Genomic DNA, 14,549 nt, shown 5'->3' on the forward strand with positions numbered 1-14,549 from the left:
TTTTTTTTATGTTTTTAATTAAATATATTTTCCAAAAATGTCCAATTCCAAAAGCATTTTACTATCTAAATTAAAGCCTGAAACCTATTCATCAATGATATTATGCAAGTTTGTAATAACCATTCGTGAATAAAGGAGACTATTTGTGCATATAAAAAAATTACTGACTTTATCGATATTTCTATTTGGCTTGATAGGCTTGATCATCATAGCAATCACAACGCATCAATCCCCAACGATTGCGACCGATAATTCTCCAAATAATAAAATTGAATTCTTGGAAGTTGAAAAAACCAATCAAAAAACTTCCGTAAAGATCAAATATCATTTATCTGCTAAACAACCAATTTTAATTATTAATTGTCCGCAAATAAACAACCTTGACACTGACAAATTAAAAAAAGACATCGGAGCTGATAACGTAGGTCTCAATTCCGATGAACAAAATGTATATTTAAATTTAAAAAATCATATCTCACCTCAAAGTAGCGGCGAATTAAATTTAGAAATACTATCTAAAGCGCCAACGGTGCTCCAATTCAAAGATATCGATAATAATAAATTAGCTGAAAAAGCAATCAATCCGGAAAAAACAAAAGTTACGGATACTAGTTCAAATAATACTGAGCCTGATGAAGATACGCCAAATGAACAAGAATCAAACCAATCAACAAATCCAGAAGATGAAACTGCAAACGAAGAACCTGTAAAAGAAACCGCAACTGATTCTGAGACAGTGACTGATATCTCTAAACGTGAAGATCCTGACAGTGATAATCCTGAAGATTCTAAACCAGATGATGAAGATTCCGAAATTGAGGACGATCAAGTCTTAAATGACGACGAAGAAGATGTAAATTCTGGTTGGAACCAATCTGATCGGTTAGGGATTTCGACCGGAAAGCCAGTTGAAACTTTGGATCCTGATTCAGGTGAGAAGAAAATCGCCTACCCCGTGATTTATTTTGGTGCTTTAAACTATGCACTGGGTGGCGGGATCAAAATTTCAGATTCCCTATCGACCGATCGAAGTGGACATGGTCGAAAAAACAATATTACCGCTGCTAATTCAGCAATAATACTAACTAAGCCTGATGGTGATCCCAACGATATCCAACGCGATACAGATTATAACGATAAAAAAGCGACTCAAAGAAACCGTTGGTATACTAGTACTTATGGTGATGGATTAATGACTTATGATAAATCGATCATCGATAATGATAATCAAAAGCAAACCGAGTTTGGTTCCCAAAGAAATTTCACTACTACTAATTTAAACTATTACGCTGAAAGGGATTTACCAGGAGTAAATAGTGTCAAACGGCCAGACCTTTTCGGACCAGGAAATATCGACAAAAACAAAAAAAAGATGGGTATGGATACTAGTTCATTCAAATTTTATTGGAAAAAAGATCCAGTAACCACTTTGACTGAGCAACGAATCGTTTTTAAACAATCACATTCTAAAAAATCCATCAAGATATCCACAACACAAAGATTTGGACTAGATGGATCGATCATTATCACGACTGAATTTAAAAATGTCGGTAAAGAACGGATTCCTGAATTCACTGGGTATACCTTCCGAGATGTTACCTTCATGAAAGATCATCGTTATGAAACCCGTGAAAGTAAAAATGTATTACGCTCATTGGGAGACAATCGAGGTGTCTATGCTACTAGACAATCCCATAACGGTAGTATCGAATTTCACCTCACCAATTTTGAAGATTCACCGTATGCTTGGTCAGCTAGAGGCACCAAATCATCATATTTTCAATCCTCTAACGAGCATCGTTTTCCATTCAATACCAGATCAAAAGAAATCTTTGGCAAATCAGATTCGTTTAATGATATCTATGATAAAGGAGACAATGGTCGCGATCCTGGATTAGGCAAAGCCTTTGCCGGAAAGGGTGTAAGTTGGGAATCGGGTATTTCAATGCACACTGAAAACCAATCATTAGGCGTTGGAAAAACCGTTTCAATGACTTATTCAACTTCAGTGGTTCCTATTAGTTCTGACCCCATGATTGATGTCCATCAAAAAGGAACGGTGAAAGATCCCATCATGGTTGACCCATCTAAAAAATTAAAACTGAATGGAAGTTGGTTCTACCTAGGAAGCACTAGGATCTCAATCAATTGCTTAGTTGATGCCAAAGAAACTGATCCCGAAAAATTGAAACATCAAATAATGGAGCCAATAAATAAAATCGCTGATTATAGACAAAGCGACTATGAACAGTCAAAAGGAATCAGGAAACCTTGGAAACACGAGATAGATATTTCGAATTTATCCGCTGGAATACATACAATTTATTTTGCGGCTAAAGATGAAGTTGGAAAAACAAAGACATCCCCTATCAAAAAAGTCGTCATCAAAATTCCCCGACACGCTACGAAAAAACCACAAATTGAAATTGATTCTCCTGTCGAATCCTCATCTAAGGATGATCCGTTCGACCCAGAATATAATGATGGCCTTAACCTCAAAGGATCTTGGTCTGATGCTGACAGTAAAAATGTTGACTTAACTTATCAATTAGACGATGGCCAAGAAATGCCAATCGGCGAAAACAAAACACATAAAAATATTCTTGGTGTACCAATGCCTTGGCATATCAATAATTTATCCATCATGCATATCAACGACGTAAAGGTTCACAAAATCGATATTAAAATAAATGATGGTAACGATACTGTAATCGAAACGTTCTACTTCCAAAAACGAAATGGTGCACCTATCCTAGAGGTCCCAGCAAACATCAATTTTGGCTCAAATCATATTATTCCTAATAAAGATCAAGTTGTTACTGCTGATGTCAGTGGACCTCTAAGGGTCAATGATTTTAGAGGTGTCTCCAACAAAGCTTTAAAAATAAGTTTGCAGGTCAAACATTTCAATCAATCTACCTTTGATGAAGATAGTGGTAAAGATAATACCAAAACGTTAACCAGTTCCCTTTCACTAGATGGCCAAAAGATACCATTCAATACCCCAGTACAGATTGGACCTGATCTGTATACCGAGGATGGTGTTTGGAAAAAGACCACCGTTTTATCTCATAAAATAAACGATAAAATAAAATTAAAAATCCATGGGAATAACCACGATTCCAATGGTGATTTCAGTAGTCAATGGTTTTGGACTGCTTCTGATACTATTTGATTTCAAATCGTCTAATCAGTTGATTAGGCGATTTTTTTATATCCAAAAATTTTTATAAGTTCAACTTTTTACTTTAATAATTATGAGAACCTGTCTTTTTTGAGTAAGGAACTCTTATCATTATCAAACTAAAATAGCTATCTTCTCATGATAAGATACAGCATTACGTCTAACTGAGGGAGATGACCTATGCATAAAAATGTGGCTGTAAAATCTTTTTTACTAGTAATTTGTATTGCCTTTATTAGTATCTTGTCTGGATTTACTGAGCAAAAAAATTTGAATGATCCTATCGATGACAAAAATTTTGTTGAAGTTAGTCAAGTTGATTCTTCTGAGCAGGAACTGCAGCTTAAGATCAAATATGATTTTAAAAAAAATGATCCGATCATGATATTGAACAGTGACCAACTTAAATGCATCAACATTGACCATCTTGAGAAACTTATTGGGCAAAAAAATATTGGGATCAATTGGGACGAGAATAAGCTTACTTTGAATCTGAGTGATTTTTCGAAAACTAGCGATGATGATAGCTTTACGATCGATATTACTTCAAAAGTTCCCTTCAGTCTGAACGTGACTGATATTACCGGTGATTTATTGGCTGATAATAGTTTCAATGTTCGCGATGATGATGATGATGACGATGAAGAAACAGAAATCGATGAAAATTCTGACGATCATTTTTATGACGATCCACAAGAACAGGATAATCAAGAATGGGAAGAAATCGATAGACTTACTATTTCGAAAGGTAAAACTATCAATTACGATACTGATGGATTACACGAAAAAGTCACTCCCATTTTGTATTTTGGTGCCCTAGAATATGCTCAACAAGATTTATCACTTCAACAGGCCCAAATGAAAAAACCATCTGATAATTTGACTGCTCCCAATTCGGCACTCGAGATTCTGGTTGAACGACGTAAAGAGAGCGATTTAATCTATCACTACACTAATACTTATGGTGATTCCGAATTGACTCAATCTGGTCGAAAAGGTAGCCATGAAAACTTTAGTACAACAAATTTATTTGATTACTCCTCAAAGGACAAAATAGAAAATAAGCCTAGGTTATCCAGCCTTGGAAATAATCTATCGGATAATCCTGTCAAAACTTATGATTATCATCTTTATAAAAAAGAAGATCCCCTTACGCATAAAACTATGCAGCGCCTGACATATCGTCAATCATATGAAAAGTATGAAGTTGAAATAACAACTACCCAGAGGTTTGATAACGACAATAAAATCGTTGTTTCAACCTCATTTAAAAACACTGGCGAATTGGATATTCCAAGTTTCAGTGGTTACAATTTTCGTGATATAACCTTCCATATTGACAAAAAAAATAGCGATAATTCTAACCCCGCCATGGAAGACCCAGTAATGAGATCCATGGGGGCTTCACGTGGTGTCATTGCTTTTAGTAAAAATTTCCAGAATCACATTGAATTTAATTTAAATGGTTTTCCACGTGCACCTTACGCTTGGGGCTTAGGAACCGTTACAGAATCAAGCCATGTTAACGAACCTTATGATTATCCTTGGGGTAACAAAATTAAATATCCCAATTTGGCCACTTTATATGCAGCCTCATTTACTGACTTAAATGATGTTGGCCTTAAAGGAAATAACTTACCTATTGGTACACATTTTTTCCAAAAAGGAGCAAATGATCCAGATGACACGAAATTTGATGCTGGTCTGACAATGCATACCAAAAATCACGTTTTACCAAAAGATAAATCGGTTTCAATGACCTATGGAATTTCTCTCGTACGAGAATTGAAGCACCAAATTGTTTTTAATCTTGACCATGACACTGCCGAAACTAGACCAGCCATCATCCATAATGGCGAAAAAGATATCCCTCTTAAAATCTCCTGGAAAGATAAATCAGGAGATAATGAAGACATTTATTACTCAATTGATAGATCGACCGAATTTCTGAAATTAAAATCAAAGGTTACTAATACTAACAAAGACAAATTTAACTTTTTAGAAATCAACGTCCCAATTGAAAAATTACAACCTGGTCCCCATGACCTGGAGTTATATCTTAAAAATGATAGGAAAATCCAATCAAAAACCATTCATTATCATTTTAAGATACTTTCACCAGAAGATATGATGCCACAAGTTACGATCGACTCTCCTAGCCAACTAACTTCAATGGAAAATCCCTTTGATTTACAAAATAGTACTCTAATTTTTAATGGCACTTGGCATTCCTTAAAATCAAAAAGTGTCCATCTTGAGTACCAAATTGATGATGAAAAAACAAACAATATTTTTACAAACAAAGTGAATTCCAAACCTGAAAAGAATCATCGTTGGGCTATAAAAATCCTACTTGAACAATTCAATGATCTAAAAACTCACCAGATCACCTTTAGATTGATCGATGAAGAAGATTCCACTAAAAATGGCACTGAAATATTCTATTTTAAACATGGCGTTGGCAATGTAGAAATATTCAGCCCGGCAAATATTCATTTTGGAACCATCAATCTCCCGTCAAATACGGATCGATACGTCAAACCAAGAGTAAATAATGATCATATCTATTTAAAAGATCAACGCGGAGAACAAGCCACCCCATTGCGTATTAATTTGGAGGTACGAGGTTTTGAATTTGAAAAACCATTTTTAGATTCAGAGGAAGTGCCTGAACATGGTGATAATCCCAATTTAAGTCCCGATGATTCTGATGATGGTTCGATTGATTCAACCAAAACTTTTGTTCCTTCTGTTATTTGGAAAGATCAACTCATCCCTAAAGACACAGAACAAAACGTTACCAAGGTTGAGATTTACCAAACATCGCCAAATAAGGATATTTGGGATAATTCCGAAGATTTAACTAATATTTTAAAAAATAATCTTGTATTGAAAATACCTAAAGAAGCATCTAAAAATCCTGGTAGTTATGTCAGCCATTGGACTTGGACTGCAACTGATGCACTATAAAAAATGACCGCTAATTCATTTGAACTAGCGGTCATTTTTTAAACTTATTATCTTTATTCAACAACTTCTTCTACAGTTGCATTAACTTTTGCCTTGTGTTCAGCTCTGGACCATGTGATCCAACCAACTAAATCATTCAACATATAAATTACATACATGAATCCAAGTGGGCTCAAGAAACCTGTTCCATTGAGCATTGAGGCTCTAATCCAAAGGAACATTGAAACAACTCCTTGAAAGAACCAGAAAATAAATTGTGTCTTGATTCTTTTAACACATAAAATCGATGCGATCATGCCAATCGAGAAACCTAAAGCATCAAGGATTGGTTGAGAATCACCAAGTTGCTTAAGAGCAAAATAGGAAACTCCCCATATTACTAACATGCCAACGATTGCCAAAGCCCATTGGAAAAAACCCTTTAGTGGTTTAGAAACTTCGGCACCACCAGTACCATCTTCATGTTTTGTCCATGCTAATAAAACTGGGATATCCAAAACAAAAATATAAGCAAATTGTAGCAATGCATCCGCATATACCTTACTTACGAAAGCATTAAAAATAATAATAACGGCCGAAATAATTCCGAAAACCATTACTTGCCTTTTGATTACTGATCATTAACACACAAATTACACCTAAAACGGCACCTAACGTGGTAATTAGAGTCATTGGTGAGTAATTACCTGCACTGACCAATATGATTGCTTGCATCAAAATTCCTAGCGCTAGCAAACCATAACTTGCCTTGCTCCATCCTTTAAAGTCATTAATGACCATCATATAAATACACCCTCTAAACGTTTGTTTTTGAAACAACGTTTATTAGTATATCATTTTCATAATAGTGAATCTACCATTTTTACATATATATGGTGATAAACAAATTAGTAACATACCATATATTGTGTTTTAGAGCCAATTAGAGCCTTTTCTAATTTTTGAAAATAATTGAAAGTTGCAATTTTTTATGAAAATTATCATTAAATCAATTCATTGAAATAATATTTAAACACAACTTTTTGATGAGTGCAAAAAAAAACTAGTATTCGTTTGGAATACTAGTTCAATGATCAATTATCTATTTTTGACGTTTCAGATAATTCTTCTTTAGCAATTTGGATTTGCTTTTTCACGGACGCAAACCCAGTCCCACCTAAAGAATTGCGACGTTCAACTGCAACCTCTGGTTTTAAGACCTCATAGACATCTTTATCAATCAAAGGCGAAATCTTTTGATATTCGTCTAAGCTGATATCTTGGAGATTTTGATGATTTTGCAATCCCTTCAAAACCAACTGACCAACAATACCATGGGCTTCTCTAAATGGGATTCCCTTAGTAGCTAAATAATCAGCTAACTCAGTGGCATTCGAAAAATCATTTTCAGTTGCATGACGCATTTTATCTTTATTGACTTTGATGGTCGAAATCATGCCATTAAAGACTTTGAGTGCTGGTAATAAAGTCTTGACAGTATCAAAGGTCCCTTCTTTATCCTCTTGCAGATCCTTATTATACGCTAGAGGCAACGACTTCATAGTCGATAGCAGTCCTATTAAATGTCCGAATACTCGGCCACTCTTACCACGAATCAATTCCGCCATATCTGGATTTTTTTTCTGAGGCATGATGGAACTTCCGGTGGTATATTTGTCGCTCAATTCTAAATAATTGAATTCATAGCTGACCCACATACTGATTTCTTCGCATAACCGTGACAAGTGCATCATCAAAATTGAAGCATTACTCAGAAATTCTAGGGCAAAATCACGGTCAGATACGGCATCCAAGGAGTTCTGGTAAATGTCATTGAAACCTAACTCTTTAGCAGTGAATTCACGGTCGATCGGGAAAGTTGTTCCAGCCAGTGCGGCTGCCCCCAAAGGACTGATATCGGCATGTTTCATATTGAATTGGAATCGTTCGACATCCCTTTTTAACATTGAATAATATGCCATCAAATAATGTCCATACGAAATCGGTTGGGCATGCTGCAAATGAGTATAGCCAGGCATAATTGTTTCAACATTATCCTCAGCCAGATTGACCAATGTTTTTTGGATAGTCTGGATCTCATCAATGATTTTCGGCAGACGGTTTTTGACATACAAATGAAAGTCGGTAGCCACCTGATCATTTCTTGAACGACCAGTGTGCAATTTACCAGCTACGGGACCAATCTCGTCAGTCAGGATACTTTCGATATTCATATGGATATCTTCATTTTCGACCGTAAAATGCAATTTTCCGGCGTGAAGCTCTCTTTGAATATTTTCGAGACCGGCAATAATTTGATCACTATCGGACCCATTCAAGATCTTGGTTTCCTTGAGCATTTTTACATGCGCTAATGAGCCTTCGATATCTTCATCAGCCATTAGTTGATCAAAACTTATGGATGCCCCGAATTCGTCGACCCAAGTTTCTGCTTGAGCTTGAAAACGTCCACCCCATAACTTATGCGTACTCATTATTTAGCCTCATTAACAGGTTTCTGATCATTCTTAGCATTAACTTGTGCTTGAACTTGTGTTGGTAAGCCCCAAAGTTTGATGAATCCCTTGGCTGCTTCTTGATCGAACGAATCAGATGATGTGTATGTGGCTAAGTCTTTATCATAAAGTGATGTCTTAGCACGACGTCCTAAGATCCAAACATTGCCTTTAAATAATTGTAATCTGATTTCGCCAGTAACGTTCTTTTGACTTTCCTTCAAGAAGGCTAACAATGATTCCATCAATGGTGAGAACCAAAGACCATTGTAAATAATTTCTGTCAATTCTTTTTCAATAACTGGTTTGAAATGTCCTAAGTCCCGTTCAGTAGTCAAATCTTCAAGCTCTTGATGAGCTTTGATCAAGACCATAGCTGCTGGACATTCGTAAATTTCACGTGATTTGATACCGACCAATCTATTTTCGATATGGTCGATCCTACCAACACCATTTTCACCGGCGATCTTATTCAACTTTTCAATCATCGTAGCGAAACTCATTTCTTCATCGTTGATTGAAACTGGTACACCTTTGTTGAATTTGATAGTCATAGTGGTTGGCTCATCAGGTGTTTTTTCGATTGGATTGGTGATTCCAAAAGCATCCTCTGGAGCTTCGACCCATGGATCCTCAAGGACACCGGCTTCATTAGCACGGCCCCAAATATTGGCGTCAATTGAGTATGGTGAATCTAGATTGATTGGAACAGGGATATTATGTTTTTTAGCGAAGTCGATTTCTTTTTCACGTGACCAGTGCCAATCTCTAACTGGACTTAGTACTTCCAAATCTGGTGCCAATGCATGGATGCCAACTTCGAAACGAACTTGATCATTTCCTTTACCAGTACATCCGTGAGCAATGGCTACGGCATTATTTTTTTCAGCAACTTCAACTAATTTTTTAACTATCAGTGGTCGGGATAAGGCAGAAAGCAATGGGTAACTTCCCTCATAAAGGGTATTACCTTGCAATGAAACTAAAGCATAACCATCGGCAAATTCTTCTTTGGCGTCGATTGTCTCGGCATCAACAGCACCTGCGTTAATGGCTTTCTTTTCGATGAAGTCAAGATCTTTTCCTTCTCCAACATCGATACAGCATGCAATTACATCGTATCCTTTATTTTTTAACCAAGGAATGGCTACTGATGTATCCAAACCTCCTGAATAAGCTAGTACTACTTTTTTTGTATCTGTCATTATGTTCCCTCCACTGATTAGAAAAAATTAATTTTGTGTTAATAATAGTAACGCGTTCTTTCACTTAATTCAAGTCTATCCGTGAAAATAGTGGATTGTCGGTTCTTAGATTATTTTAATTAAATGTATATCGCTCTCTAATTTTCAGAAAAGGACAAACTAGTTTTCTGCTTTATCTTTATCGAGTGATTCTGAGATTTTCTTCAAATACTTGAGCATCTCAGCTTCATTATCAGATTCTTCAGTTTCCTCTTCCTTCTTGGATTTTCTAACCATCTTGTTAACGACCTTAACAATAAAGAAAACTACAATAGCGATAATCAAAAAATTAATGATCGATTCGACAAAACTACCATATTTAAAATTAGCTCCCGCCACCTGTACGACCATCTTTGATAGATCGATTTTACCTAACACTAGACCAATCAATGGATTGATCAAATTTGAAACTAAAGAAGTCACGATTGACGTGAAAGCAGCCCCCATAATGACACCAACGGCCAAATCAATAACATTGCCACGACTGATAAATTCTTTAAATTCTTTTAGCATATCTAATACTCCATTCGCATTTTAGTTCGTACAAACAGTTCCTTTTTGCAAATTTGACTGATATACGCTTACCCCGATTATGCAATGTTCGGAGGTGTTTTTTCAACAAATCTTACCCGAATTAAGGATTTTACAATATTCATTCAAAAATGATTTAATATTTTCATATCTCAATAATTGTTAACTATTATGTCATGGTACAATTTACTTATAATTCCATTAGGGGGGATCATTACATTGAAATCTAGTACTGCAGTTCAAAAGTCAGGCTGGATCGTTTGGTGGATCAATACCGTCATTTCGGTTCTGACATTAATTCTAACTATTTTCTTTATTTACCACATTCCTAACACCCAATTTTCACCACAAGATAAAGCATTTACCTTTATCGTTTGGATGTTCATGTTGTTCTTCTTAGTTATTATTCAATTGCTAGCTTATTTCATGATCAAATATCTACATCGGGATAATTCTTATATTTATCCGATCATCTTGATTGTCTTAGGCTTTTGCGGTTATACGCTTTACCTCATCCCTGGCATCTGGGGTGTCATTTACGCTAACCACTTAAGACTAAATCCTTGATGATAAATAGAATCTCAAAATAAGAGCCCAATTCTTTTGAATTGAGCTCTTTTCGTTAGTTTGATTTAAGCTGCTAAATACTTACTTTGTAGCTGTTGAATGTCTTGATCAGTAAGTCCTAACTGGTTATGTAAGTATTGTGTGACTCCGCCATACCTACTCGTTAGCTCATTGAAATATTCATCCAAATATGGTTGTTTGACACTTTCCATATCTTGGATCACATCCAATATTCTTTGACTCTTGGTATACTTGCGAGCCCTTTGCAGGTCATTGTTGACCTTAATTTGGCGATAACTATTCGATTCCAAATAATTTAAGTCGATTGTTTGTTTATCAGAACCCAATGCGGTGAGGATCAAGGCTGTCGCTACTCCTGTTCGGTCTTTTCCTGAAGTGCAATGGTATAAGGTCGCATTATCATTAGTCAGTAGAGTTTTGAACAAAGTTTTATAAGCGGTGACTGATTGTTGTGAATCGGCAATGTAATCATACATATCAAGCATTATTTGATCTCCTGTCTGATGCCCTTGTCTGACCTTTTTGACAATTGATTTAATGCTATGAGTTCCATCCAAGTAAGACAACTGGGGCGAAATAGCTTGATGTTGATAGAAAAACCAAGCTAAATTTTTATCTGGTGCCACGGTCACTTCAGCATTAGAACGGAAATCAATGATATTAGTGACGTGATGGTTTTCCCTTAATACCATCGCATCATTAGCTGTTGTCTGATTCAAAGAATCGGACCTGACTAGCTCGTTATTTTTAACATGTCGTCCTGAAGTAGTTATTACTCCACCTAAGTCACGCGTGTTGTGTGGTTGTGATAAAAACACTCCTGTATCAGTCGACAATTCATCGGCACTAGCGATTGTTTTGATTGATAGAAACGAAATGATGGAAATAGCAACTGCTAAGATCACCAATAAAATTTTTTGATAATTTTTCCGTGAAAACATTTTATCCCCTCCCCACTTTTTACAAAATCATCGTAAACTTTCTATGTATATTTCTTGTATATTTTTATCATTATTGTTTTGAACAAAAAAATCATCACAATTCAATAGAGTTTGAATTGTGATGATTTTTCAGTTAAGATAGCTTTTAAATTTTATTAGGCGACTTTTGATTTTAGATTGCCAATGGCTTCTTCAATTGTTTTACCAGTAGCAAAAATGTTTTCGTTATTTTTATCTACGACAGTAAACAATTGCGAATCTGTGTTTAAATATACGCGATATTTCATAATCATTGTTTACCTCCATCTTCATTATTATTATTCTGGTAGCGAATACATTTTATTTTATGTGTTTGTGATTAATTTGTCAAACAAAACATGCAATTTTTTTCAATTGTTTTCTTCCCCATAACCATGGGAATGGTTACGGTTGCAATAGTTTGTGAAAAAAGGACTTTCAATTTAGGTTGAAAGTCCTTTTTTTATTTTTCAATAAATTCATTTATTTTTCAATATGTCCGTGGTGATATTTGGAACTGCCATAATGTCCATGTGAAAGATCATGAACAATATCGCTTCCTGGATGAACCAAATGCTTAGTATCTCGATACTCAATTGACATTTGAGTATGTTTTTTCAGATCAATCAAAACTTGTCGATATAATTCTTCTTTATGGGGAATCTCTAATAGGTCATAACTATGTAGTAGTTTATCCTTCTCTCGATGTGCCTGAAGAAAAAAACTATAACAGTCAAAAAGATGATTATCCACGATCAACAAATGATAGCGCCAGCGATATTTACGCAAAAAATGCTTATCATAATTCCTGATCAATTCTTTTGACTCTTTCAACAATTAATTTTCATCTGCTTAAGCTTGATGCCCGCCGACCAATTTAGAACGGTCAATAGCTGTACCAGCACTCTTCTTACTATAACCACGGACAATCAATTTATAGCCATAGCGATCTCTGATCTGATCGATCGTATGTTCCAAACGAAGATTAGCATCGGCTTTACGAACATCTTCAAATAATGACAATTGCAAAGAATTAGGCTTACTGATCCGATTGACGCGTTCACCGAGATTTCTCAAAGCCTCACCTTGCCATTTCTTTTCGAACAAATATTTGACTGCTCGAATAAGATCATCAGTTTGATTAGTTGGATCAACCTTTGTTTGGGCACTGAACCCACGTTGATTAGCCTGATTAGGTTCTGAAAAGCCAATCTGGATGCCGACCACTTCACCTAGCACTTGGTGTTTACGTAACCGTGTCCCAACTTGATCGGCTATTTCAAATAAGACCGTTTCAATATCATCTTTTGTTAAATAATCCCGCATCAAAACTTGGCTATTACCATAACCTTTATTATCAGATCTAGGCACATAACGCTTGGTAAGATCTGAATAATCGATTCCCCAGCTGTGAAAATATAAGGCATCTCCTAGAACTCCAAATTTTTTTTGCAATTTTTTTCGATTTGTATGAGCCAGATCATAAAGAGTATGAATTCCCATCCGCTCTAATTTATCGGCAGTTTTACTTCCAATCGACCAAAAGTCGGTCAAGGATGGTATCTTCCAAATCGTTTTTGGAACATCTTGATAATTCCATTGAGCACGCCAAGGTGCTTCTGTCTTAGCTGCATTATCCAAAGCTAGTTTAGCCATCAAAGGATTAGGACCAATACCAACCGTCGTGACGATACCAGTCTCTTGAAAAACCTTTTTTTGAATTTTAGCCGCTATTTCATCATTAGTCCCAAATAATTTATGACTGTGACTGACATCAATAAAAGCTTCATCGATACTGTAAATGAACCAATGTTGATCATCAGTGAATTGGCGAAAAATTTGGTTGATCCGATAGTTTAGTTTGATGTAGTCACTCATATGCGGAGCTACCAATTGAATATCCATATCCGAACGCAATTCAAATTTACGAGTCCCTAATTTGACACCATAATCTTTTTTAGTATCTGGTGAAGCGGCTAGGATCAATCCACCATTAGATTCAGCACGAGACAAAACCGCAATCTTAGCTGCTAAGGGATATTCTGCCCGTCTAATAGCTTCAGTGCTGGCATAGAATGACTTACAGTCAATGCACATAATATCTCTCACAGGTAACCGGCTGGGGTCGTCAAAGGGTGTACTCATCATCCCACCACTTTCCATCTTTTACTGAACCGATCCAACGAATCTGCTCAACTTGAAGAATTTTGAATTCACTATTGTCCAATTGTAGATAAATTTGTCCTGAGCCAAAACCTGCTACGATTCCTTTAAATTCGGGGATCAAATAATCATCCTCTAAGACATTAACTTGAATCAATACTTCATTCGCATGTAACCTGGAGTTATTCAATCGTTCACTGATCTGCCCGGATTTCATCTGCGTGTGCTGCGGTTGCTTGCGTTCTTTTATTTTTTCTTCGTCCATATAGGCACTATGATCAGACAGTAGCCAGCCCATCCATTTCATCATGCCACGATCGTTATATAGCCACTTCTCACGTGGAACAATATTTTCCATCTGAATCACCAACCTTTATAAAGACATTATACGAACGTACGTTCGCTTTTTCAAGAA

Annotated in this window: 13 protein-coding genes; 3 read left to right on the forward strand and 10 right to left on the reverse strand. The window is 35.9% G+C overall.

Translation table 11 applies throughout. The annotated features are described in order from the left end of the window. The first annotated feature begins 145 nt into the window (after positions 1 to 145). Positions 146 to 3,175: a hypothetical protein gene (locus FC27_RS06885; protein WP_056938085.1), complete on the forward strand. Its 3,030-nt coding sequence runs from the start codon at positions 146 to 148 to the stop codon at positions 3,173 to 3,175. A gap of 189 nt (positions 3,176 to 3,364) precedes the next feature. After that, complete coding sequence (locus FC27_RS06890) at positions 3,365 to 6,154, forward strand: hypothetical protein (RefSeq protein WP_010623428.1); 2,790 nt, start codon at positions 3,365 to 3,367, stop codon at positions 6,152 to 6,154. 53 nt (positions 6,155 to 6,207) lie between these two features. Here the strand turns inward: FC27_RS06890 and pnuC are convergent, their stop codons facing one another. The 5 genes from pnuC to mscL all read right to left on the reverse strand — a co-directional run bounded on the left by pnuC (position 6,208) and on the right by mscL (position 10,406). Further along, a complete protein-coding gene (gene pnuC, locus FC27_RS06895) occupies positions 6,208 to 6,750 on the reverse strand; it encodes a nicotinamide riboside transporter PnuC (protein ID WP_010623427.1) in 543 nt (180 codons plus the stop codon). Then, on the reverse strand, positions 6,710 to 6,937 hold the full coding sequence (locus tag FC27_RS06900) for a hypothetical protein (RefSeq protein WP_010623426.1): 228 nt from the start codon (positions 6,935 to 6,937) through the stop codon (positions 6,710 to 6,712). The genes pnuC and FC27_RS06900 overlap by 41 nt, the downstream gene beginning before the upstream one ends. A 290-nt stretch (positions 6,938 to 7,227) precedes the next feature. Next, a complete protein-coding gene (gene argH, locus FC27_RS06905; protein ID WP_010623425.1) occupies positions 7,228 to 8,628 on the reverse strand; it encodes an argininosuccinate lyase in 1,401 nt (466 codons plus the stop codon). After that, positions 8,628 to 9,854, reverse strand: a complete 1,227-nt coding sequence (locus FC27_RS06910) for an argininosuccinate synthase (protein ID WP_010623424.1) — start codon at positions 9,852 to 9,854, stop codon at positions 8,628 to 8,630. The genes argH and FC27_RS06910 overlap by 1 nt, the downstream gene beginning before the upstream one ends. 159 nt (positions 9,855 to 10,013) lie before the next feature. Then, complete coding sequence (gene mscL / locus FC27_RS06915) at positions 10,014 to 10,406, reverse strand: large-conductance mechanosensitive channel protein MscL (protein ID WP_010623423.1); 393 nt, start codon at positions 10,404 to 10,406, stop codon at positions 10,014 to 10,016. 237 nt (positions 10,407 to 10,643) lie between these two features. Here mscL and FC27_RS06920 point away from each other — a divergent pair, with 237 nt between their 5' ends. Beyond that, complete coding sequence (locus tag FC27_RS06920) at positions 10,644 to 10,991, forward strand: hypothetical protein (protein ID WP_010623422.1); 348 nt, start codon at positions 10,644 to 10,646, stop codon at positions 10,989 to 10,991. Between the two features lie 65 nt (positions 10,992 to 11,056). On the opposite strand, the gene FC27_RS06925 is transcribed toward FC27_RS06920, so the two are convergent. The 5 genes from FC27_RS06925 to FC27_RS11930 all read right to left on the reverse strand — a co-directional run bounded on the left by FC27_RS06925 (position 11,057) and on the right by FC27_RS11930 (position 14,492). Then, a complete protein-coding gene (locus FC27_RS06925) occupies positions 11,057 to 11,953 on the reverse strand; it encodes a tyrosine-protein phosphatase (RefSeq protein ID WP_010623421.1) in 897 nt (298 codons plus the stop codon). 155 nt (positions 11,954 to 12,108) lie between these two features. Further along, positions 12,109 to 12,240, reverse strand: a complete 132-nt coding sequence (locus FC27_RS12160) for a hypothetical protein (protein WP_268869672.1) — start codon at positions 12,238 to 12,240, stop codon at positions 12,109 to 12,111. A gap of 214 nt (positions 12,241 to 12,454) precedes the next feature. Continuing rightward, positions 12,455 to 12,808 (reverse strand): hypothetical protein, encoded by a 354-nt coding sequence (locus tag FC27_RS06930; protein WP_010623419.1) that lies wholly within the window; start codon positions 12,806 to 12,808, stop codon positions 12,455 to 12,457. Between the two features lie 15 nt (positions 12,809 to 12,823). Continuing rightward, positions 12,824 to 14,116, reverse strand: coding sequence for a Y-family DNA polymerase (locus FC27_RS06935; protein ID WP_029508083.1), 1,293 nt, complete (start codon positions 14,114 to 14,116; stop codon positions 12,824 to 12,826). Further along, entirely contained in the window at positions 14,100 to 14,492 is a 393-nt protein-coding gene (locus FC27_RS11930; protein ID WP_010623417.1) for a hypothetical protein, read from the reverse strand. Before FC27_RS11930 ends, FC27_RS06935 begins: the two co-directional genes overlap by 17 nt. Between the last annotated feature and the right edge of the window lie 57 nt (positions 14,493 to 14,549).

The organism is Companilactobacillus versmoldensis DSM 14857 = KCTC 3814 (genome assembly GCF_001434295.1).
GTDB classification, from domain to species: Bacteria; Bacillota; Bacilli; order Lactobacillales; family Lactobacillaceae; genus Companilactobacillus; species Companilactobacillus versmoldensis.

Coding starts and splice junctions, on each gene's coding strand:
- FC27_RS06925 (WP_010623421.1), bottom strand. CDS start 11,953: ATGTTTTCACGGAAAAATTATCAAAAAATTTTATTGGTGATCTTAGCA.
- FC27_RS11930 (WP_010623417.1), bottom strand. CDS start 14,492: ATGGAAAATATTGTTCCACGTGAGAAGTGGCTATATAACGATCGTGGC.
- FC27_RS06890 (WP_010623428.1), top strand. CDS start 3,365: ATGCATAAAAATGTGGCTGTAAAATCTTTTTTACTAGTAATTTGTATT.
- pnuC (WP_010623427.1), bottom strand. CDS start 6,750: ATGGTTTTCGGAATTATTTCGGCCGTTATTATTATTTTTAATGCTTTC.
- argH (WP_010623425.1), bottom strand. CDS start 8,628: ATGAGTACGCATAAGTTATGGGGTGGACGTTTTCAAGCTCAAGCAGAA.
- FC27_RS06900 (WP_010623426.1), bottom strand. CDS start 6,937: ATGATGGTCATTAATGACTTTAAAGGATGGAGCAAGGCAAGTTATGGT.
- FC27_RS06910 (WP_010623424.1), bottom strand. CDS start 9,854: ATGACAGATACAAAAAAAGTAGTACTAGCTTATTCAGGAGGTTTGGAT.
- FC27_RS06935 (WP_029508083.1), bottom strand. CDS start 14,116: ATGAGTACACCCTTTGACGACCCCAGCCGGTTACCTGTGAGAGATATT.
- mscL (WP_010623423.1), bottom strand. CDS start 10,406: ATGCTAAAAGAATTTAAAGAATTTATCAGTCGTGGCAATGTTATTGAT.
- FC27_RS12160 (WP_268869672.1), bottom strand. CDS start 12,240: ATGAAATATCGCGTATATTTAAACACAGATTCGCAATTGTTTACTGTC.